Source organism: Mixta mediterraneensis, from assembly GCF_014946725.1.
GTDB classification, from domain to species: domain Bacteria; phylum Pseudomonadota; class Gammaproteobacteria; order Enterobacterales; family Enterobacteriaceae; genus Pantoea; species Pantoea mediterraneensis.
Genome location: NZ_JACFXY010000001.1, coordinates 642266 through 663137 on the forward strand (window position 1 = coordinate 642266; position 20872 = coordinate 663137).

At 52.6% G+C, this 20872-nt stretch carries 20 protein-coding genes and 2 pseudogenes; 12 read left to right on the forward strand and 10 right to left on the reverse strand.

What is annotated here, in order from left to right; translation table 11 throughout:
* Positions 1-7 precede the first annotated feature (7 nt).
* A complete protein-coding gene (gene panC, locus H2P46_RS03225; protein ID WP_193403762.1) occupies positions 8-868 on the forward strand; it encodes a pantoate--beta-alanine ligase in 861 nt (286 codons plus the stop codon).
* Between the two features lie 39 nt (positions 869-907).
* Entirely contained in the window at positions 908-1288 is a 381-nt protein-coding gene (gene panD, locus H2P46_RS03230; protein ID WP_193403763.1) for an aspartate 1-decarboxylase, read from the forward strand.
* A gap of 54 nt (positions 1289-1342) precedes the next feature.
* Here panD and H2P46_RS03235 read toward each other — a convergent pair whose 3' ends face one another.
* Both H2P46_RS03235 and H2P46_RS03240 read right to left on the reverse strand, forming a co-directional pair.
* Positions 1343-2356: an acyltransferase family protein gene (locus H2P46_RS03235; protein WP_193403764.1), complete on the reverse strand. Its 1014-nt coding sequence runs from the start codon at positions 2354-2356 to the stop codon at positions 1343-1345.
* Between the two features lie 151 nt (positions 2357-2507).
* Positions 2508-2795: pseudogene (locus H2P46_RS03240) on the reverse strand (IS1-like element IS1X2 family transposase); the annotation flags it as partial.
* A gap of 86 nt (positions 2796-2881) precedes the next feature.
* On the opposite strand from H2P46_RS03240, the gene istA reads away from it, so the two are divergent.
* Positions 2882-3910: an IS21 family transposase gene (istA, locus tag H2P46_RS03245; protein WP_193403243.1), complete on the forward strand. Its 1029-nt coding sequence runs from the start codon at positions 2882-2884 to the stop codon at positions 3908-3910.
* Positions 3907-4695: an IS21-like element helper ATPase IstB gene (gene istB / locus H2P46_RS03250; RefSeq protein ID WP_193403211.1), complete on the forward strand. Its 789-nt coding sequence runs from the start codon at positions 3907-3909 to the stop codon at positions 4693-4695. The genes istA and istB overlap by 4 nt, the downstream gene beginning before the upstream one ends.
* Before the next feature lie 37 nt (positions 4696-4732).
* Here istB and H2P46_RS03255 read toward each other — a convergent pair.
* The 3 genes and pseudogenes from H2P46_RS03255 to H2P46_RS03265 all read right to left on the reverse strand — a co-directional run.
* Positions 4733-5172: pseudogene (locus H2P46_RS03255) on the reverse strand (IS1 family transposase); the annotation flags it as partial.
* A gap of 340 nt (positions 5173-5512) precedes the next feature.
* A complete protein-coding gene (locus H2P46_RS03260; protein WP_193403765.1) occupies positions 5513-6283 on the reverse strand; it encodes an ABC transporter permease in 771 nt (256 codons plus the stop codon).
* Positions 6280-7206, reverse strand: a complete 927-nt coding sequence (locus H2P46_RS03265; RefSeq protein ID WP_193403766.1) for an ABC transporter ATP-binding protein — start codon at positions 7204-7206, stop codon at positions 6280-6282. Before H2P46_RS03265 ends, H2P46_RS03260 begins: the two co-directional genes overlap by 4 nt.
* A gap of 108 nt (positions 7207-7314) precedes the next feature.
* Here H2P46_RS03265 and can point away from each other — a divergent pair, with 108 nt between their 5' ends.
* On the forward strand, positions 7315-7977 hold the full coding sequence (gene can, locus H2P46_RS03270) for a carbonate dehydratase (RefSeq protein WP_193403767.1): 663 nt from the start codon (positions 7315-7317) through the stop codon (positions 7975-7977).
* 58 nt (positions 7978-8035) lie between these two features.
* On the opposite strand, the gene hpt is transcribed toward can, so the two are convergent.
* The gene (gene hpt / locus H2P46_RS03275) at positions 8036-8572 is read right to left on the reverse strand and encodes a hypoxanthine phosphoribosyltransferase (RefSeq protein ID WP_193403768.1); all 537 of its coding nucleotides are present in this window, start codon (positions 8570-8572) and stop codon (positions 8036-8038) included.
* A gap of 165 nt (positions 8573-8737) precedes the next feature.
* Between hpt and H2P46_RS03280 the strand changes: the two genes are divergently transcribed.
* Positions 8738-10021 (forward strand): cystathionine gamma-synthase family protein, encoded by a 1284-nt coding sequence (locus H2P46_RS03280; protein WP_193403769.1) that lies wholly within the window; start codon positions 8738-8740, stop codon positions 10019-10021.
* A 2-nt stretch (positions 10022-10023) separates the two neighbouring features.
* Here the strand turns inward: H2P46_RS03280 and cueO are convergent, their stop codons facing one another.
* Positions 10024-11619, reverse strand: coding sequence for a multicopper oxidase CueO (cueO, locus tag H2P46_RS03285; protein WP_193403770.1), 1596 nt, complete (start codon positions 11617-11619; stop codon positions 10024-10026).
* 179 nt (positions 11620-11798) lie between these two features.
* Here cueO and H2P46_RS03290 point away from each other — a divergent pair, with 179 nt between their 5' ends.
* The 3 genes from H2P46_RS03290 (at position 11799) to speD (ending at position 13950) form a co-directional block, all read left to right on the forward strand.
* The gene (locus H2P46_RS03290) at positions 11799-12146 is read left to right on the forward strand and encodes a YacC family pilotin-like protein (protein WP_193403771.1); all 348 of its coding nucleotides are present in this window, start codon (positions 11799-11801) and stop codon (positions 12144-12146) included.
* Positions 12147-12256: 110 nt separating this feature from the next.
* Positions 12257-13126 (forward strand): polyamine aminopropyltransferase, encoded by an 870-nt coding sequence (speE, locus tag H2P46_RS03295; RefSeq protein WP_193403772.1) that lies wholly within the window; start codon positions 12257-12259, stop codon positions 13124-13126.
* Between the two features lie 14 nt (positions 13127-13140).
* A complete protein-coding gene (speD, locus tag H2P46_RS03300; RefSeq protein ID WP_193403773.1) occupies positions 13141-13950 on the forward strand; it encodes an adenosylmethionine decarboxylase in 810 nt (269 codons plus the stop codon).
* A gap of 60 nt (positions 13951-14010) precedes the next feature.
* On the opposite strand, the gene H2P46_RS03305 is transcribed toward speD, so the two are convergent.
* From H2P46_RS03305 to dtnK, 3 genes are read right to left on the reverse strand one after another with little or no spacing between them, the layout of a single operon-like run.
* Positions 14011-14772 (reverse strand): DeoR/GlpR family DNA-binding transcription regulator, encoded by a 762-nt coding sequence (locus H2P46_RS03305; protein WP_193403774.1) that lies wholly within the window; start codon positions 14770-14772, stop codon positions 14011-14013.
* 6 nt (positions 14773-14778) lie between these two features.
* Complete coding sequence (locus H2P46_RS03310) at positions 14779-15759, reverse strand: D-threonate 4-phosphate dehydrogenase (RefSeq protein ID WP_193403775.1); 981 nt, start codon at positions 15757-15759, stop codon at positions 14779-14781.
* Entirely contained in the window at positions 15752-17005 is a 1254-nt protein-coding gene (gene dtnK, locus H2P46_RS03315; protein WP_193403776.1) for a D-threonate kinase, read from the reverse strand. Before dtnK ends, H2P46_RS03310 begins: the two co-directional genes overlap by 8 nt.
* A gap of 189 nt (positions 17006-17194) precedes the next feature.
* Here dtnK and H2P46_RS03320 point away from each other — a divergent pair, with 189 nt between their 5' ends.
* The 3 genes from H2P46_RS03320 (at position 17195) to H2P46_RS03330 (ending at position 20871) form a co-directional block, all read left to right on the forward strand.
* Entirely contained in the window at positions 17195-18358 is a 1164-nt protein-coding gene (locus tag H2P46_RS03320) for an iron-containing alcohol dehydrogenase (protein WP_193403777.1), read from the forward strand.
* Positions 18355-19239, forward strand: coding sequence for a dihydrodipicolinate synthase family protein (locus tag H2P46_RS03325; RefSeq protein WP_193403778.1), 885 nt, complete (start codon positions 18355-18357; stop codon positions 19237-19239). Before H2P46_RS03320 ends, H2P46_RS03325 begins: the two co-directional genes overlap by 4 nt.
* Before the next feature lie 216 nt (positions 19240-19455).
* Positions 19456-20871, forward strand: coding sequence for a sodium:solute symporter family protein (locus H2P46_RS03330; protein WP_193403941.1), 1416 nt, complete (start codon positions 19456-19458; stop codon positions 20869-20871).
* Position 20872: the final 1 nt, after the last annotated feature.

The window sequence follows — 20872 nt, forward strand, 5'->3', positions numbered from 1 at the left end:
AATTACTGTGCTGATCATTGAAACGCTGCCGCTGCTGCGTCGTGAAGTTCGTCGCTGGCGTCAGGAAGGCAAACGTATTGCACTAGTACCGACCATGGGCAATCTGCACGAAGGACATCTCAGACTGGTCGATGAAGCGCGCGAGCGTGGCGACATCGTGATTGTGTCGATCTTCGTTAACCCGATGCAGTTTGATCGTGCCGACGATTTAGCGCGTTATCCACGCACCCTGCAGGAAGATTGCGAGAAGCTGAACCGGCGTGGTGTTGACGTTGTATTCGCGCCTTCACCGGTAGAAGTGTACCCGCAGGGTTTGAAAAATCAGACCTTCGTTGAGGTGCCGGTACTCTCCTCTCTACTGGAAGGCGCCAGCCGCCCCGGCCATTTTCGCGGCGTCGCCACTATCGTGAGCAAACTGTTTAACCTGGTGCAGCCGGACATCGCGTGCTTTGGCGAGAAGGACTTTCAGCAATTAGCCGTTATCCGCAAAATGGTTACGGATATGGGCTTCGATATTGAAATTGTTGGCGTGCCCACCATGCGTGCCAAAGATGGCCTGGCGCTGAGCTCGCGCAACGGTTATCTCACCGCCGATGAACGCAAGCTAGCGCCTGCTGTCAGCCAGGTTATGAACGAGATGGCAAAGCGACTGGCAAATGGCGAGCGCCACGTTGATGAAATTATTGACGCCGCGAACCAGTCGCTGCTGGAAAAAGGTTTGCGCCCCGACGGGCTGGCCATTTGCGACGCCGACACATTGCAACCGCTTACCGTTGACAGCGACAGCCAGTGCGCGGTAGTATTAATGGCTGCGTGGCTTGGCAATGCGCGCTTAATCGATAACAAACAGGTTGATCTCACCCAGTAAACGGCTGTAGCGGGGAGACAGACATAAAAGGTTTTGGCTATGATTCGTACCGTTCTACAAGGTAAGCTACATCGCGTGAAAGTAACGCAAGCAGACCTGAATTATGAAGGTTCCTGCGCCATCGATCAGGATTTTCTTGATGCTTCGGGCATCCTGCAATACGAAGCCATTGATATTTACAACGTGACCAATGGCCAGCGTTTTTCCACCTACGCCATCGCCGCCGAGCGCGGCTCGAAAATTATTTCGGTAAATGGTGCCGCAGCGCGGTGTGCCTGCGAAGGTGATATTCTGATTATCTGTTCTTATGTACAGGTTGAAGATGCTGAAGCGCGCCAGTGGCAGCCTAAAGTGGCTTATTTTGACGATAATAATCACATGAAGCGTCTGGCAAAAGCGCTGCCGGTACAGGTAGCCTGATTCGCTTTACATAAAAAACATCCTGCATTAACGCTTGCAGGATGTTTTTCTTTTTTAAACCGCTTTTTCCTGAAGAGGCTTCGCGCTCTTTTTCAGCGTAAATAAGAAATTCAACCAGCCACGACTACGCATCAGACAAATCGTCCAGGGCAGTGCCAGCGCGGCTAAGAAGGCTGCGATGAATTTTATATCATTCATCCACGGGGAAGCGCTTTCAAATTTAACCAACTTACTAAATACCTGTATTGCCAGGTAATGTGACAGATAGAACACAATGGAATGCGTGCCAATATAATAGACAATACGGGATGACAGATGCGCAGCAATCCAGACAAAAAATGGCACGGATAATAACGCTAACGGAGAGAGGAATGCCTCCGGCGCCCCCTGCACGATAAAAAGATTAAGACATGACAGCAGAGCGAAACTGGCTAATGAAAGACCGATTACCGATGTTTTCTTAACCCGCTCAGCCAAATCAATCTGTTTCCTGACGACGTAATCTCCCAGATAGAAGAACACGAACAAATAGAAAGATTTATTAATATGACTGTTATCAAAGCTGGCAAATATGCTGTCTGGCTTAATGGCTGGCAGCGCCCAGCTGGCAAACATACAGACAAGGAAAACAACGTAAAAAGGTAACTTACGCGCCACTAAAATCATTAAAAAGAAGATAAAAAGTGAATGTAAGAACCAGGTCATATCGCCACCACCAGTAAGGTGGGAGAGAATGATGTTTAATGGCGACTGAGGCGTGTTAGCCATTGAGCTAAACACAATTTTTAGCCCACCATAAATAGCGACCCACACAATAAAGGGATAAAGGATACTTTTAATTTTATTATTAATGAACGGCCCTAATCCTTTCTTTAAGCCGACATCAACAAACAGCCCCGATACAAAGAACATAAGTCCTAAACGTACCGGCGCTAACATTTCATTCATCGTGTTACTTATCAGCGTGAAATGCCCAGCATTATTGTGTACTGCAATAGTGCTGTGTAAAAAAATGATCGCAAGGATACTTAATCCCCGCAGATTATCTACCCACGTAATACGATTCATGGTTTCCCCTGCTCTTGATTAAAGCTGACGCTATTAACTGCGCCGTCAATTTTTGTTCAGTTTGTAAGCCATCCTGTCTCGTCCATGCGGGATGGTAAAGCGTGCCTACGGGCTAGTTTGATAAGTTAAAAACGGTGGTAATGACTCCAACTTACTGATAGTGTTTTATGTTCAGATAATGTCCGATGACCTTGTCATGCAGCTCCACCGATTTTGAGAACGACAGTGACTTCCGTCCCAGCCTTGCCAGATGTTGTCTCAGATTCAGGTTATGTCGCTCAATGCGCTGAGTGTAACGCTTGCTGATAACGTGCAGCTTTCCCTTCAGGCGTGATTCATACAGCGGCCAGCCATCCGTCATCCATACCACGACCTCAAAGGCCGACAGCAGGCTCAGAAGACGCTCCAGTGTGGCCAGAGTGCGTTCACCGAAGACGTGTTGTCGCTACCGATGTAAAACTGGCCCACCTGCCGATGTAAATCTGACCCACCTAGGGTAAAAATGGCAGTTTTAAGGCACTGCCAATGATGACATTGGAGACCAGAGTGGAGATTAGTGTTTTACACCGTCAGGGCATGTCGATACGCGCCATCGCGCGCCAGCTTTCATGCTCTCGTGAGACCGTTCGCAGATATATTCGTAGCCCGCTGCCCGTAGCGGATATGCGCTACAAGCCTCGCGCACCCAGACCCTGCAAGCTTGACCCGTTCAAGACCTATATCCTTGAGCGCGTGGCCGCTGCCAGGCCCCTCTGGATACCCGCCAGTGTGCTGCTGCGCGAGATCCGTCAGCGTGGTTACGAGGGTGGTTACAGCATGCTGACCGCTTTCCTGCACCCCATTAAGCAGCCCGTCACTGAAGAGGTAACACGCTTCGAGACCGAGCCTGGCTTTCAGATGCAAGTTGATTTCACCATCATCAGACTCGGTCATAACCCATTGCTGGCCTTTGTCGCCACGCTGGGCTGGAGCCGCGCGACTTTCGTCAAGTTTTACAGCAACCAGGACTCCGCTGCCTGGTGTGACGGCATTGAGTCTGCGCTCAGGTTCTTCGGCGGGACGCCGCATCAGCTGCTGTTCGACAACGCCAAGGCCATCATCATTGAGCGCGATGTCTACGGCCCCGGTAAGCATCGCTGGAACCCGCAGTTGATGCACGTCGCCGAGAAGTATGCCTTTACTCCCAAGGTCTGCCGACCCTATCGCGCCAAGACCAAGGGTAAGGTTGAGCGGTTTAACCATTACCTCAAGAACAGCTTTATCGTGCCTCTTACCGCGACCTTCCGGCAGGCCGGGCTGGTACTGGATGTACCTGCTGCCAACACACGCATCGGCGAGTGGCTGGTCACCGTCGCGAACACACGAGTGCATGGCACCACAGGCGTACCGCCTGAGCAGCGCATGCCGCGCGAGCGTGCTGCGCTATTGCCGTTACCGAAGGTCACGTTGGCATTGCCTGCACCTGTCCCAGCGCTCAGCCAGCGTCCGGTGCCGACCGAGAGCCTGCAACATCCTCTGGCAACGTACCAGGCCTTGCTCGAGGTGCCAGCATGAACCTTCAACATGATCGTATTGCCGCGCTCTGCGAGCAACTCAAGCTCGACCGCCTGCCGGCAGAGTGGCCGGGTGTGGCACAGGCGACCATCGACAACAGCGGCACGCATGCCGACTTCCTGGAAGCCGTTTTGCAGCTCCAGCATGATGGCCAGAACGAACGGCGTCGCCAGACCATTTTGCGGTTATCAGGCCTGCCGGTGATAAAAACACTGGAGCAGTTCGATTACGCCTATGCCAGTGGCGTTCCACGAAGTCAGATCCAGGAGTTGGCGGGTCTGACATTTATCGAACGTCAGGAGAACGTTGTCCTGCTCGGGCCTTCTGGCGTCGGCAAAACGCACCTGGCGACCGCCATTGGCTATAAGGCCGCGATGGCGGGTTTAAGCATTCGGTTCATTACCGCCGCCGACATGATGCTGCAACTGATGGCGTCACATCGTCAGGGTGACCTGAAGGGCTACCTGAACCGCGTCGTAGGTAAACCTAAGCTGTTGATCATCGACGAAGTGGGATATCTGCCGTTCGGTAAAATGGAGGCGAACCTGTTCTTCCAGGTAGTCGCTAAACGGTATGAGTCAGGCAGCGTGATCCTGACCAGCAACCTGCCGTTTACGCAGTGGTCCGGAACGTTTGGTGATGACGAGACACTGACGGCAGCGATGCTGGATCGGCTGCTTCACCATGCGCATATCGCCCAAATCAGCGGCCAAAGCTATCGACTGAAAGATAAGCTGAAAAGCGGTCAACTCCAGAAGAAAACGAAAGCAACAACGCTCGAATGATTCAAAGGGGGTGGGTCAGTTTTACTTTGGCAGGGTGGGTCAGAATTCGATCGGTATTGACAACGTGTGCCACAACCGTCCTCCGTATCCTGTCATACGCGTAAAACAGCCAGCGCTGACGTGATTTAGCACCGACGTAGCCCCACTGTTCGTCCATTTCAGCGCAGACAATCACATCACTGCCCGGTTGTATGCGCGAGGTTACCGACTGCGGCCTGAGTTTTTTAAGTGACGTAAAACCGTGTTGAGGCCAATGCCCATAATGCGTGCACTGGCGCGACATCCGACGCCATTCATGGCCATATCAATGATTGTCTGGTGCGTACCGGGCTGAGAGGCGGTGTAAGTGAACTGTAGTTGCCATGTTTTACGGCAATGAGAGCAGAGATAGCGCTGATGTCCGGCAGTGCTTTTGCCGTTACGCACCACGCCTTCAGTAGCGGAGCAGGAAGGACATCTGATGGAAATGGAAGCCACGCAAGCACCTCAAAATCACCATCATACACTAAATCAGTAAGTTGGGAGCATTACCAAAAACGGTTAGACAATAAGATAACGGCTTATAAAAATCTTAAAATTAGCAAAAACAAGGTGATAGGGTGCAAATATAAATAAATTTAGGAGAAATGCCATATTGAGATAAATGGCGGGAAGAGATAGGGGCTGCTTTAAATAAGCCTGCAAAAAGGCAAAGGGTAATAATATTAAAAAATGGCCTGCCTGTTTCATTCAGCCAGCCTAAATAGGAATTATCTTGTTAATTAAAATAATAGTATTAAAAACGCAGCCGACGCTGCGTTTTTAATACACAGGACGGCTAAGTACGTAAGCCGCGTCCGCGCTGAATCAAGGTATATGCCAGCATATAAAACACCACGATAAACGCGATCAGTACCGACATGGTAAACACCAACGGTACGTCATTGATGCCGAGGAAACCGTAACGGAAACCGCTGATCATATAGACCACCGGATTCAGCTTTGACACCATTTGCCAAAACGGCGGCAGCAGCGTCAGCGAATAGAATACGCCGCCGAGGTAGGTCAACGGGGTGAGCACAAAGGTCGGGATCAGGCTGATGTCGTCAAAGGTGCGGGCAAAGACAGCATTCAGCAGGCCAGCCAGTGAGAACAGAATCGCTGTCAGTAAGAGCGTTACGGCCACCATCGTCCAGGAATGAACGTGAAACGGCACAAAAAATAACGAGATTGCCGTCACTAAAATGCCAACGCACACGCCACGCGCCACGCCGCCCCCAACGTATCCGGCAATAATAATGTGAGTGGGCACCGGCGCGACCAGCAACTCTTCTATGTTACGCTGAAACTTGGCGCTAAAGAAAGAGGAAGCCACGTTAGCATAAGCATTCGTGATCACGGCCATCATGATTAACCCCGGCACGATAAATTGCACATAGCTGAAGCCATGCATATCACCAATACGTGAGCCAATCAGGTTGCCGAAGATAATAAAGTAAAGCGTCATCGTGATCACTGGCGGTACCAGCGTCTGGATCCAGATACGGGCAAAACGGTTAATTTCCTTGCTCCAGATGCTTTTCAGCGCCACCCAGTACAAATGTGTCATGCTTTTGCTCCTGTTTTTCCCTGCACCAGGTCAACAAATAATTCTTCCAGACGGTTGGCTTTGTTACGCATACTCAGCACCTGCACACCCTGCGCGCTGAGCTGACTGAATACACTGTTTAAGCCCTGCTCACGCATCACTTCTACTTCCAGCGTTGAGGTATCGACCAGACGATACTGAAAACCCTCCAGCGCAGGCAGCGGACTCCGCGGCGCTAAATCGAGAATAAAGGTTTCAGATTTCAGTTTGGACAGCAGTCCTTTCATCGAGGTATTTTCCACCAGCTCACCGCTCTGAATAATACCGATGTTACGACACAACATTTCGGCTTCTTCCAGATAGTGCGTTGTCAGAATAATCGTCGTGCCTTTGGCGTTAAGATCTTTGAGAAATACCCACATCGAACGGCGTAATTCGATGTCCACACCGGCCGTGGGTTCGTCAAGGATCAGCAGTTTGGGTTCATGCATTAGCGCACGCGCAATCATCAAACGCCGCTTCATGCCGCCAGAAAGCATCCGCGCGCGTTCATTACGTTTTCCCCATAAATCGAGCTGTTGCAGATACTTTTTAGCGCGTTCATTCGCTTCCCGACGCTCGACGCCATAATAACCCGCCTGGTTCACCACAATCTGCATCACGGTTTCAAACGGATTAAAGTTGAACTCCTGCGGCACCAGTCCGAGCTGGCGTTTGGCATTGACCATATCTTTTTCCAGGTCGTAGCCAAATACCCGCACGCTGCCGTCGGATTTATTCACCAGCGAGCTGATAATGCCGATAGTAGTAGATTTACCGGCACCGTTCGGTCCCAGAAGCGCATAAAAATCGCCGGCCTCAACGTTAAGATCAATCCCCTTCAACGCCTGCACGCCGCCGGGATAGGTCTTGGTCAGCCGGGAAAGTTCCAGTGCATAAGTCATTACGAATCCATACCCTGTTTTGATGGCAATTTAATGCCGTTTGAAATAGCTAAGCCTTCGCCTATAGTACGTCCACGCACAATGCGCAGTAACAGGTCGCTCAACGTCATGACAGATATCGATACCCTGATCAGTAATAATCACCAATGGTCTGCATTACTGGTCAAAGAAGATCCCGGCTTTTTTGAGCGGCTCGCCCAGGCACAAAAACCCCGCTTCCTGTGGATTGGCTGTTCAGACAGCCGCGTCCCCGCTGAGCGCCTCACCGGGCTTGAACCTGGCGAGCTGTTTGTGCATCGCAACGTGGCAAACCTGGTGGTACACACCGATCTGAATTGCCTTTCCGTCGTGCAATATGCCGTCGAAGTGCTGGAAGTTGAGCACATCATCGTATGTGGCCATTACGGTTGCGGTGGCGTACAAGCGGCGATGGACAACCCGGAGTTGGGTTTGATCAACAACTGGCTGCTGCATATCCGCGATCTCTGGTACAAGCATAGCGTGTTGTTAGGGGAACTCCCGCCGGATAAGCGTCTCGATAAACTGTGCGAAATCAACGTTATTGAGCAAGTTTATAATCTCGGCCACTCTACCATTCTGCAATCAGCATGGAAACGCGGTAAAAATGTTTCGCTACACGGTTGGGTGTATGGTATTCAGGACGGCTGCCTGCGTAACCTCAACGTCACCGCCAACAGCCGGGAGATCCTGGAGCAGCGTTATCGCCACGGCATTGCCAGACTGCTGGTCAACACTGACAGTCCAGCTTAAAGCGCCAGACAGCCTACACTAAGCAAGCTGCCTCAGCCCTGGAAGAATGTGCGGTGGGTTATGCTTCGAGTGGAACCACTTTGCCAATGTAAGGCAGATGACGGTAGTGCTGCGCATAGTCAATGCCGAAGCCAACCACGAACTCATCCGGAATGGCAAAGCCAACATATTCGACATTCACTTCCACTTCACGGCGTTCTGGTTTATCCAGCAGGGTACAAATCGCCAGCGATTTAGGCTGGCGTAGTTGCAGGATCTCCCGCACTTTGCTCAGCGTGTTACCCGAGTCGATGATGTCTTCCACAATCAACACATCTTTACCGCGAATATCTTCATCCAGATCTTTAAGGATTTTTACGTCACGGGTGCTGGACATGCCGCTGCCATAACTGGACGCAGTCATAAAATCAACTTCGTGTGGCACATCGATTTCACGGCACAGATCGGCCATAAACATAAACGAGCCGCGCAGCAGCCCGACTAATACCATATCACTGCCGCTGTCGCGGTAATGTTCAGTAATTTCTTTGCCCAGTTCGGCGATGCGCGCGGCAATTGCCTGCTTAGGGATCATCACTTCAACAGTGTGTTTCATTGCGTTCAGCCTGGTTACGTCAGAAAGCCACGCAGTCTACCATAGTCGAAACGGCCACTGCTGCCGTGCGCTAAAGGCAAACGTTATCGTGGCGAAAAATGTCACCGTGGCGTTAACTGTATGTACAGCATGCTGCTCGTTAACCCACGGTTAGCCGGAGATTTCATGGCTTCTTCATCCAGTAAAAAAACGCATATCGGTGCGCGCCCACTCCACCCGGAAACGCAAATGCTTAATTACGGCTTTGATCCGCGTCTGCCGGAAGGAGCCGTCAAACCGCCCGTATTCCTGACGTCCACCTTTGTGTTTAACAGCGCGGAAGAGGGACGAGATTTTTTTGATTACGTCTCAGGGCGACGTGAACCCCCGACAGGCAAAAGCGGGGGACTGGTGTATTCCCGCTTCAATCATCCCAACAGTGAAATTGTTGAAGATCGACTGGCCATTTATGAACAGGCAGAAAGCTGCGCGTTGTTTGCTTCCGGCATGGCGGCAATTTCGACCACGCTGCTAACCTTCTCCCGCCCCGGCGACGTGATTTTGCATTCGCAACCGCTGTACAGCGGCACTGAAACTTTACTGAGTAAGACGCTGCATAATCTGGCTATTCAGGCCGTCGGTTTTAGCGATGGCAATGATGAAACTAAAGTACGTGATGCCGCGCAACGGGCGATGGCGCAAGGGCGAGTCGCGATAATCCTGGTTGAAACCCCGGCTAATCCTACGAACAGCCTGGTGAATATTGCGCTGATGGCACGTGTTGCCGATGAGATCGAGCAGCAGCAAGGCTCGCGTCCCCTTGTCGCCTGTGACAATACGCTGCTTGGCCCGCTGTTTCAGCATCCTTTAACGCTGGGCGCTGATTTGTCGCTTTATTCGCTGACTAAATACGTTGGTGGGCATTCAGACTTAATTGCCGGTGCGGTGATGGGCAACAAAACGTTAATGGCCAGCATTCGTGCGCTACGCAGCGCCATCGGTACCCAGCTCGATCCGCACTCCAGCTGGATGATCGGCCGCTCGCTGGAGACCTTGTCGCTGCGTATGGAGAAAGCCTGGCATAACGCTGAAAAGGTGGCGGCGTTTTTACGCGATCACCCGAAAGTGACAAAACTGTATTGGCTACCGTTTCTGGATGAAAAAAGTGCGGAGGGCAAAACTTATCGTGAACAATGTCGCGGCGCAGGTTCAACCTTCTCGTTTGATATTGCCGGGGGCCAACCCGTTGCGTTTCGTTTCCTTAACGGATTAGCGCTGTTTAAACAAGCCGTTAGCCTCGGCGGCACCGAATCGCTGGCCAGCCATCCCGGCAGCACCACCCATTCCGGGGTGCCGGAAGCGGTGCGTCAGCGCATTGGCATCACTGACGCGACGGTGCGCTTGTCGATCGGCATTGAAAATGCCGGTGATTTGATTGAGGACATCAGGCTGGCGCTTGAGAATGCCTGACGTCAGGTTACGGTAAAACCCAGCATCATGCCGGTATCTTCATGTTCCAGCAGATGACAGTGCGCCATGTAAGCCTGTTCAGCGTTAGCAACATAATTAAAACGCACCAGCACCTCACTGCGCCAGCCGTCGACATTTACCATATCTTTCCAGCCCTGACGATGCGGCGCAGGCGGCTTGCCGTTCTCAGACAGAATGCGAAACTGCGTACCGTGGATATGGAAAGGATGCAGCATACTGTCGCCTTCGCCAGAAATAGTCCACTTCTCTACTGCGCCCAGCGCCACGTTAAACATCGGCTTGTTCATGTTAAACGCTTCGCCGTTAATTTTATTGCCGTTATGGAAGTCATAACCGGCGGCCGGTTTTGCCATGTCGTGCGCGCTGTGATCCATGGCGTGCTCCCCTGCAGCCATCTTTATGTTGTGATCGCCGTGGGTCATGTTCATCCCATGCTGACCTTTGCCCATCGCTTTCTCGCCATAACGCTGCATCAGCGCCTGCATGCCTTGCTGATCGAGTTGCGGATCCATCATCAGTTGCAGCCAGCGCGTATTCAAATCCTGGGTGTTCGGTAGGGCTGGCAAGGAGGCCAACGCATCCGGCAGCGTGGCACTGGCCATCACCCGCAATGGCAGGATATGCACCAGCGGCAGCGGCTTCCCGAACGGTTCCAGCGTCATCCCTATTTGCTCAACAGGTAAAGTAACCATATCGAAAGGTTTACCGTCTGAAGTTTCAACCATCACTTCAAAACGCTCACCTGGCAATAAAAGTAATGAGTCGATTTTTACCGGTTCGGACAATAAACCGCCATCGCTGGCAATCACATAGAGCGGACGCTGGTCACTGGTGGCAATATGCAACGAGCGGGCGTTGCAGCCGTTCAGCAAGCGTAAGCGTATCCAGCCGCGCGGCACTGCGTGTTGCGGATATTGCACGCCATTGGTCAACATCATGTCACCAAACCAGCCTACGGCAGCACGCATGACATCGAGCTGGTAATCGATGCGATCGCCCTGCTTCGTCAGCAATTTATCCTGAAAAATCAGTGGAACATCATCGGCTCCCCATTGCGTGGGCAGACGCAGCTTGCCGGACTCCGCATCGTCTAACAGCACCAGTCCCGCCAGCCCCTGCGCGACCTGATGGCCGGTTTTGCCATGCAGATGCGGATGATACCAGCAGGTCGCTGCCGGTTGATCCGGGGTAAAGGTGACCTGACGTGTCGCACCAGGTGCGATGCTGGCCTGCGGCCCGCCGTCCACCGCGCCTGGAATTTCCAGGCCATGCCAGTGCAGCGTTGTCGCTTCCCTGAGTCGGTTATGCAGGTTGACCGTTGCCGTCTTGCCACGTTGTAACATCAGTGCCGGCCCCAGCAGATTGCCGTTGTAGCCCCAGGTTGGTACCGCTTTGCCATTCCATTGTGTGCTTCCCTGCATTGCGGTGAGGTTATAATGCCCTCTGGCATCGGGTTCTAACAGAGAAGGAACCGGTAACAGCGGACGTTCAGCCGCCATCAACGAACGGCTCCAGAGCGGCAGCGCACCGGCCGCAGTGAGCGCAGCGGTAAGTTTGAGGAAGTGGCGACGTTGCATGGTAATCATCCTTGTGACAAGAGAGTGCACAGCCTAAACCTTTACCTGATGGGAAGGTCAAGCTTTCGTACCAGAATCCCCTGAAAAAATGCAGCCATTCGTGGCGGCGGGTAAATTAATCGAAAACCTGCTGGCAACTGTGCTAAAGTCAACAAGATTATCCCCTGAAGAGAATGACTATGAAGAAAAGCATCAAGATCCTGCTGTTGTCAGGACTCCTTGGCTTCTCCTCCACCAGCTTTGCCTTAAGTGAATCCGAAGCCGAAGATCTGGCCGATCTGACGGCGGTGTTCGTTTATCTAAAGAATGACTGCGGCTATCAGGATCTGCCGGATGCGCAAATTCGTAAAGCGCTGGTGTTTTTTGCTCAGCAAAACCGCTGGGATTTAAGCAACTACAGCAGCTACAACATGAAAGCGCTTGGCGAAGACAGCTATCGTGACTTAAGCGGTATTGCTATCACCAACGATAAAAAATGTAAGTCTCTGGCTCGTGACTCATTGAGCCTGCTTGCCTACGTTAAATAACCCGCCGCATACCGCTCTCCTGCTGAACATTTGACCGTGCAACCACGGTCAGAGTTAGCTATGATGTGCCGCCCATTTTCATGGCGATGTCATTAAAGGAGAGCCCCACCATGGCCCAAAATGAAATGTGGTATGAAACCCTTCATGCCGGTTTTGGACAATATTTCACGGTTGATAAACAGCTCTATCGGGAAAAAACAGCGCATCAGGACTTAATCATCTTCGAAAATGCGGAGATGGGTCGCGTGATGGCGTTGGATGGTGTGGTACAAACCACCGAACGTGATGAATTTATCTATCATGAGATGATGACGCATGTGCCAATTCTGGCGCACGGTGCGGCCAAAAGCGTGTTGATTATCGGCGGTGGGGATGGTGCGATGCTGCGTGAAGTGTCGCGTCATTCGCAGATTGAAAAGATCACCATGGGAGAAATTGATGCGGGGGTCGTGACGTTCTGCCGTCAATACTTGCCGAATCACAGCGCCGGTGCGCATGACGATCCGCGCTTTACCCTGGTGATTGATGACGGCGTAAACTTCGTTAACCAGACTAATGAAAAGTTCGATGTGATCATTTCCGACTGTACCGATCCCATCGGTCCGGGCGAAAGTCTGTTCACTTCAGAATTTTATGCTGGCTGTAAGCAAGCCCTTCATGAAAACGGCATCTTCGTCGCGCAAAATGGCGTTTGCTTTCTGCAACAAGACGAAGCGATTAACAGCCATCGCAAACTCAGCCACTATTTTGCTGATGTCAGCTTTTACCAGGCAGCGATTCCAACCTATTACGGCGGCATCATGACATTTGCCTGGGCAAGCGACAATCCGGCTCTGCGCCAGCTCGACGCGGCAACCCTACAGGCGCGTTATGAGGCCGCAGGCCTGAACTGCCGCTATTACAACGCGGCGATCCATACTGGCAGCTTTGCCCTGCCGCAATATCTGTTGAATGCTTTGTCACACACACAGCATTTATAAGGGGGTGAACAAAATTGCAAAAGCTAAAACTACATGGCTTCAACAACCTGACTAAAAGCCTGAGTTTTTGTATTTACGATATTTGCTATGCAAATACGGAAGCTGAACGCGATGGCTACATCGCTTATATCGATGAGCAATATAACGCGAACCGTCTGACTGAAATCCTGACGGAGACCTGTTCGATCATCGGGGCCAATGTGCTGAACATTGCGCGCCAGGATTATGAACCGCAGGGCGCGAGCGTGACTATTTTGGTCAGTGAAGAGCCGATTGATCCGAAAGATATTGATAATTCGGAGCACCCAGGCCCGCTGCCAAACTCGGTGGTTGCCCATCTCGATAAAAGCCATATCTGCGTGCATACCTACCCGGAGAGCCACCCGGAAGGCGGACTTTGCACTTTCCGCGCCGATATTGAAGTATCAACCTGTGGCGTAATTTCGCCGTTAAAAGCCCTGAATTACCTGATTCATCAACTCGAATCAGACATTGTCACCGTGGATTATCGCGTGCGGGGTTTCACCCGTGACGTGAACGGCGTAAAACATTTTATCGATCACGAAATCAACTCAATTCAGAACTTTATGTCAGATGACATGAAAGCGATGTATGACATGGTGGATGTTAACGTCTATCAGGAGAACATCTTCCATACCAAGATGTTGCTGAAAGAGTTCGAACTTAAGCATTACCTGTTTAATACCCGACCAGAAGATCTCAGCCCGCAAGAGCACAAACGCATTACTGACCTGCTGTGGAAAGAGATGCGTGAGATTTACTACGGAAGGAATATCCCTTCGGTGGGTTTAAAAACGCTGTAAGTTGCCATCCTGTCAAAGAAAGGGGCATCTCGCGGGATGCCCTTTTTGATCTGCTAAGCGCTAATTTGTCAGCTGTAGCGCAATACCTCGTTCGCGTAATTCCCATTTGACCCCGTCATCCAGCCGGTTATCCGTTACCACATCAGTCAGGGTTTCCAGCGGTGCGGCGCAAAACAGCGACCAGGAGCCGTATTTACTGCTGTCAGCCAGCAAAACACGTCGACCGGCATTAGCCAGCAAATCATGCTTCAGTCCGGCTTTTTCTTCGGTAGGCGTGGTGATGCCACGCGCCAGGCTCCACGAGTTACAGCTAACAAAAGCAATATCAGGGTTAATGCTGCGCAGCAGGCGACGGCCATGCTCGCCAATGCAGGACTGGCTGGAATCATCGATACGTCCACCAATAATGGTCACTTCAATCTGTTTGAATTCAGAAAGAAACAGCGCGATATGTAAATCGGCGGTAATCACCCGCAGCGGCAGATGCGTCAACTGTCGAGCCAGCTCCAGCATGGTGGTGCCTGCATCCAGTACCACTGCATCGCCCGAGCGCACAAAGCTGGCAGCCTGCTCGGCAATCGCCTGCTTTTCAGCTAAATTACGCTGCATTTTTTCCAGCGTCGTCGGCTGGCTTGGAATAAATCGATTTAAGGTCACACCACCGTGGCTACGGCTGATCACGCCCTCTTTGTCCAGCTTGATTAAATCACGCCGGATGGTGGCCGGTGAGGCAGAAATCGCGCTCACTAACTGCTCTACAGTCACCAGATTATGGCTTTTCAGATAATCCATAATCTGATCAAGACGACTTTGTCCCTTCATATTTCCCTATGCGAGCTGCATCGCGAGTTTGATGGAGATCGTCATGCTCTCAGACTTCGCTTTACCTGTCCAGGCGATATCAAATGCCGTGCCGTGGTCTGCCGAAGTGCGAATAAACGGCAGCCCAGCAGTGATATTCACCCCATCATAAAAGCCCAGCAGTTTTAACGGAATATGTCCCTGATCGTGGTACATCGCTACCACCATATCGTATTGCCCTTCCTGACATTGCAGAAACACGGTATCCGGTGGGCAAGGGCCATATACGTCAATACCCTGCTCTTTCATCGCGTTGATTGCTGGCGCGACGGTCGTGATCTCTTCGTCGCCAAACAGCCCGTTTTCACCCGCGTGGGGATTAACGCCTGCCACTGCGATACGCGGCTTTTCAAACCCGACGCGGCGCAGAAAGGTATCCGCCATGCCAATCACCGTTTCAATGCGGGTACGGTTCAATGTATCGAGAAATTTACGCAGCGCAATGTGCGTGGTGACATGGATCACCTTCAGCTTATCGGTGTACAGCACCATTGCGTAATCTTTGGTATGGGTCAGGTGCGCCAGCAGTTCGGTGTGACCGGGGTAGATATGACCCGCTGAGTGCAGCGCCTCTTTATTCAGCGGCGCCGTCGCGATGGCCTGCACCTCTCCCGCTAACGCCAGCCCGGTGGCGCGTTTAATACAGCGCCAGGCCAGGTCACCCGCTTCTTTCTGCACCACGCCAGGCTTCAACGTTTCAGGATTGGCTAGCGGTTCATCAATCACATTAATGATGCCTGGCGCAAAATATGCGTCCTTTATGCTGTCGAGCACGCGCAGTTCAGCTTGAGGGGTGATATTCATAGCCAGGATACGGCGCAGGGTGCTGGCGCATCCCACCACGACCGCTGGCGCGCCATTCAGATCCCCTTCGGACAGTGACTTGATGATGATTTCCGGGCTAATGCCCGCCGGATCGCCCATCGTTACCGCAATAACCTTATTCACTCAACGTCTCCTCAATAAAACGAATGGCTGCTACCAGGGTGTTTTCGTCGCCAAAGCCACCCGCTTTGGTCATCACCGGCAAGTTAAATTCACTGTTAAGCAGAACCCCGTGCGGCACACAGCCTGCTACCAGGCCCTGAATTTGAAATCCGCTGGCTCCAAGCGCCTGAGCGACGGCAATCGCCACATCGCCGCCAGAGAGATAAAGCGCATCTGGCTGGTATTGGTGCAATAACCGACGGGTTAATTCACCTAAAAACTGGCAGATCGCCTCACCCAGTTGCTGACGCGTCAGGTTTTGCTGCTGACAAAGTTGATCAATTTCGTGCCGCTGCTGTGCGTGCTGACAGGTGCGAATGACGGTGTGCTGACCGGCACGCAACGCCGTCACGCTTTGCGCAATCCAGCCTGACGCTGAGGGCCAGACGGGTGACTGAAACAGCTGACGAACATCGATGTCGATCAGCGCTATGTCGCGCTGTTGCGCCAGCGTGCTGATTTGCTGCTGCGCACTGTTGCTCATCGATCCCACCACCGCTAATACCGCTTTGGCCGGTCGGGTAGAAAGGTGCGCAGCGAGCGCGTCACTCAAGCCTGCCGCGCCGACTAACAACGGCTTTTCCGCTAAACGCGCCGCCGCCTGCATCAGACGGGCAATGTCGGCGTCCTGTTCGGCATCCACCACCACCACCCCGCCTAATTCAGCCAGCACGGCATCCAGGTGCTCGCTGCGCAGCGTGGCGAGATCAATCTGTGTGCCCGGCAGCTGGAGCTGCTGTAAAACATGGGCGCTGAGGATAGGCGTTTTGGGATCGCTGGCAAATTCGGTATCGGTTAACAACACATCGTTAAGATAAACCGCGCCGTTGCGCGTAGTGCGCCCCAGTCGCGGTACAGCGGGCACCACCAGTGCCAGTTGTCTGCCGCTGGCCGTCAGCACCGCCATGATTTCGGCCCCGACATTGCCGCGCAGCGTTGAATCGATCTTTTTATATAACCAGCCCTGAAGCGGTTGATATTGCTTCACCACCTGGGTGATGCGCTCTGCCGCCTGCCCGGCGCTGATAGCCCGGCTGTCTGTGCTGATTACCCATACGTCTGCCGCTTCACTGTCATGCAGCGTATCGTTGCTGAACAGCACATGGACGCGAGCACCCGCCTGGGCAAATCCACTGCCCGCATCGTTTGCGCCAGTGAAGTCATCGGCAATCACTAGTACCGGCGTTTTCCATGACGATTGCGTCATTGTCTCTCCTGTCTCGGTTGTTTGCCGCTGAGGATGATTATATTCAATCACTATTGATTATATGTGAGCAAGATCAAATTAATCGAAATCAATATGCCCTATAAATTGAGCCACAGTAAGTGACTGCACTCGCACTGACATGAGCAAAAGCAATCATTCAGGTCAGAGACACAGTAATAAGGGTATGAAATGAATATCAACAGCACGGTTATTAGCAGTTACCAGGCGCTAAACGACATAAGGTATCTGCTGAACGGTAAGACGAAAGCATTGTTGGTTACCGATAAGAATATTGAGAGTATTCCGGCCGTTAAGACGCTCATCGCGCAACTGAAGCAGCAGATTGCTACCGTCAGCGTGGTAAACAACGTGCCGCCAGAGCCGAGCCAGCACGATGTGGCTGCCATTCTTAGCGCATTGCCTGCGCGTGACGTCGAGCTGGTGATTGGCGTTGGCGGCGGCAGCGTGCTAGACGTTGCTAAACTGCTGTCGGTGCTGTGTGTGGAGAACGCGCCTTCGCTGGACGCGCTGCTGGCGGGCGAAAAGCCGCTGCATCGCACCACGTCGCTGCTGATTCCTACCACCGCCGGAACCGGCTCCGAAGCGACGCCAAACGCCATTCTGGCGATCCCGGAAAATGCCACTAAAGTTGGCATCATTTCGCCCGTCATGCTGCCCGACGTTGTGGCGCTGGTGCCTGAACTCACTACCAGCATGCCTGCGCACATCGCTTCGTCTACCGGCATTGATGCGCTGTGCCACCTGATCGAATGTTTCACCGCTACCGTGTCGAATCCGGTGAGCGATAACTATGCACTGACTGGCATGAAGAAGCTGTTCGCAAACCTTGAAACCACCCTTAGCGAGCCGGGAAATTTGCAGGCGCGCCTCGAAATGTTGTGGGCGTCTTATTATGGCGGTGCGGCCATTGCCCACGCCGGGACGCATCTGGTGCACGCTATGTCTTATCCGCTGGGCGGTAAATATCACCTGCCGCATGGCGTTGCTAACGCCATTTTGCTGGCGCCGTGCATGCGTTTTGTCCGCCCTGCCGCAGTGAAAAAATTTGCTCAGGTTTACGATTTGTTGCCTGACGCGGATACGACGCTTGATCACGACGCGAAATCGCACGCGTTAGTGGATTACTTCACCGCCCTGGTGAAACGCCTGCAATTACCCGCCAGCCTGGAAGAGCTGGGCATTAGCCCGGATCACTTGCCTTATTTAGTAGAAGCCGCGCTGGATGTGCAACGCCTGATGAAAAATGTCCCGATGGCCGTTTCTGCCAACGATGTGCGTGACGTTTATCTGACGCTGTTTCCTTCACACCAGGAACAACGAGGAGTCGTATGAGCAAGAAAATAGCTGGCGTATTAACCGCCATCGTCACCACTTTTGATCGCGATGGCGCATTTAATCCTGTCACCCAACGCGAACAGATAAAACGCCAGCTCAGCGCGGGCAACGGCATCTTCTGCGGTGGTACTAACGGCGAGTTTTTTGTACTGAACGAGCAGGAAAAAATCGCCGTTACGGAAACCTGTGTGGATGAAGTGAATGGCAGCGCGCCGGTTGTCGCGCACATTGGTGAAATTTCTACCCGCGAAACTATCCGTCTCGGCAAGCAAATCGCCAGGCTGGGCGTTGATGCGGTATCGGTAATTACGCCTTATTTCGTGCCGCTGAAGCAGGAAGAACTGATTTATCACTACCAAACGGTGGCCGACGCGCTCGATGTGCCGCTGTTTCTTTACAACATTCCGGCGCGTACCGGTAACACCCTGCAGCCCGATACGGTGCGTAAGCTGGCGTCGCATCCGAACATCATCGGTATTAAAGACTCGGCAGGCAGCGATGAAAGCCTGAGCGGTTTCCTGAAAGCGGTACAGGATATTGAGAATTTCGATGTACTGAACGGCCCGGACTCGCTGATTCATCAGGGTTTCGTTGACGGTTGCTCTGCCTGCATCTCCGGGCTCGCCAACGTTGCGCCGAAAGAGATTAACGCTATCTGGGCCCGCTTTCATGCGGGTGATGTGGAAGGTTCACGTCTGGCGCAAGAAAGCGTAACTGGCCTGCGTACCGATCTGTACAGCGTGGGTTTCTCACCGGCTGCAGTGAAAAAAGCCGTCACGCTGCTCGGCTACGATGTGGGCGAAAGCCGCTATGCGGTGCACTTCAGCCCCGACGACGTGCAAAAGATTCGCCAGATTGTGAATCAGTACCTGCAGTAATGGCCGTCAGGGCAGCTTTTGCCCTGGTCCCAACGGGGCGCGTGATGACGCCCTGACCTGACACCGCATACTCCCGCGTGTGGCATTGATCGTTCATCACCTGAATTACGCATTGTTCGCCTGTCCAGACAAGGCATCGAATATCACCTTTGAATCCTACCGGCTGGATGAGAACGAACCCGATGGTCGCCATCCACCCGAATTATCGAGGTCATGATGAATGCATTTTCAACGGAGAGTACCCTGCTGATCGTCGGCATGGTTGTCGCTTACATTCTGTTTACCACCTGGCTTACATGGCGGCTGCGTAGCAAAAGCAGCGGTGACTTTATGGAAGGATCGCGCGCCATGCCAGCGTTTATCGTTGGTATTATGCTGATGTCGGAATACATCGGCGCCAAATCAACCATCGGCACGGCGCAAGCGGCGTTTGAAGATGGTTTCGCCGCCTCCTGGTCAGTGATTGGCGCGGCGATTGGCTTCCCGCTATTTGGTCTGATTCTGGTGAAGCGCATCTACAATACCGGCAAAATCACCATTTCTGGCGCAATTGCCGAGAAGTACGGTAATTCAACCAAAAACATCATTTCGCTCATCATGATTTATGCGCTGCTGCTGGTAAACGTAGGCAATTACATCAGCGGTGCAGCGGCCATTTCAACCGTGTTGAAAATCGATCTGACGCAAGCCGCTTTTATCACCGCAGTGGTCAGTACCTTTTACTTTGCCTTTGGCGGTATGAAGGGTGTCGCCTGGGTTACCTTACTGCACAGCGCCCTGAAGTATGCCGGCATTCTGATTATCCTTTACGTGGCGCTACACATGACCGGCGGTATTGCGCCGATGATGCAAAAAATGCCTGATTTTTACTGGACGTGGGACGGTCACGTGGGTGCCAGCACCATTGTGGCGTGGTTGATTGGTACTATCGGCTCGCTCTTCTGTACCCAGTTTGTTATTCAGGCCATCTCGTCAACCAAAGATGTGAAATCGGCGAAGCGTGCGACCTGGGTGGCCTTCTTCTTCTGTCTGCCGATTGGTCTGGCGATGGCATTGATTGGCGTGGCGGCGAAGTTTGCCCACCCTGACATTAAGAGCCTGTATGCGCTGCCGGTGTTTCTGCAGGACATGTCGCCATGGCTGGCGGTCATTGTGACCACATCGCTGGTGGCGTCGATCTTTGTCAGCGTCGGCACCGTGGCGCTGGCGGTTGCCTCGCTGGTGGTAAAAGATTTTTATGTGCCGTACCGCAATCCCACGCCAGAACGTGAATTCAAAATGACGCGCTGGATCTCTATCGCCATCGGCTTTTTCCCGCTGCTGTTTGTGCTGTTCTTCCCGGAAGTGCTGAAGCTGTCGTTTTTCACCCGCGCGATTCGTCTGTCGATTACCGTGGTGGCAATCATGGCGTTCTATCTGCCGTGGTTTAAGAGTACGCGTGGTGCAAATGCCGGTCTGATTGGTGCCTGCGTGGTGACGTCTGTGTGGTTCATCCTCGGTAACCCGTTTGGCATCAACAATATGTACGTCGCGCTGACTACGCCGGCGATCATCATGGTGATCGATCGCTGCATCCCGTCACGTCAGTCGCAGCACAACACGCAACATAATGCACAAAAAAGTGGAGCTTAAA

Coding starts and splice junctions, on each gene's coding strand:
- panD (WP_193403763.1), top strand. CDS start 908: ATGATTCGTACCGTTCTACAAGGTAAGCTACATCGCGTGAAAGTAACG.
- H2P46_RS03235 (WP_193403764.1), bottom strand. CDS start 2,356: ATGAATCGTATTACGTGGGTAGATAATCTGCGGGGATTAAGTATCCTT.
- istA (WP_193403243.1), top strand. CDS start 2,882: ATGATGACATTGGAGACCAGAGTGGAGATTAGTGTTTTACACCGTCAG.
- istB (WP_193403211.1), top strand. CDS start 3,907: ATGAACCTTCAACATGATCGTATTGCCGCGCTCTGCGAGCAACTCAAG.
- H2P46_RS03260 (WP_193403765.1), bottom strand. CDS start 6,283: ATGACACATTTGTACTGGGTGGCGCTGAAAAGCATCTGGAGCAAGGAA.
- H2P46_RS03265 (WP_193403766.1), bottom strand. CDS start 7,206: ATGACTTATGCACTGGAACTTTCCCGGCTGACCAAGACCTATCCCGGC.
- can (WP_193403767.1), top strand. CDS start 7,315: ATGACAGATATCGATACCCTGATCAGTAATAATCACCAATGGTCTGCA.
- hpt (WP_193403768.1), bottom strand. CDS start 8,572: ATGAAACACACTGTTGAAGTGATGATCCCTAAGCAGGCAATTGCCGCG.
- H2P46_RS03280 (WP_193403769.1), top strand. CDS start 8,738: ATGGCTTCTTCATCCAGTAAAAAAACGCATATCGGTGCGCGCCCACTC.
- cueO (WP_193403770.1), bottom strand. CDS start 11,619: ATGCAACGTCGCCACTTCCTCAAACTTACCGCTGCGCTCACTGCGGCC.
- H2P46_RS03290 (WP_193403771.1), top strand. CDS start 11,799: ATGAAGAAAAGCATCAAGATCCTGCTGTTGTCAGGACTCCTTGGCTTC.
- speE (WP_193403772.1), top strand. CDS start 12,257: ATGGCCCAAAATGAAATGTGGTATGAAACCCTTCATGCCGGTTTTGGA.
- H2P46_RS03305 (WP_193403774.1), bottom strand. CDS start 14,772: ATGAAGGGACAAAGTCGTCTTGATCAGATTATGGATTATCTGAAAAGC.
- dtnK (WP_193403776.1), bottom strand. CDS start 17,005: ATGACGCAATCGTCATGGAAAACGCCGGTACTAGTGATTGCCGATGAC.
- H2P46_RS03320 (WP_193403777.1), top strand. CDS start 17,195: ATGAATATCAACAGCACGGTTATTAGCAGTTACCAGGCGCTAAACGAC.
- H2P46_RS03325 (WP_193403778.1), top strand. CDS start 18,355: ATGAGCAAGAAAATAGCTGGCGTATTAACCGCCATCGTCACCACTTTT.
- H2P46_RS03330 (WP_193403941.1), top strand. CDS start 19,456: ATGAATGCATTTTCAACGGAGAGTACCCTGCTGATCGTCGGCATGGTT.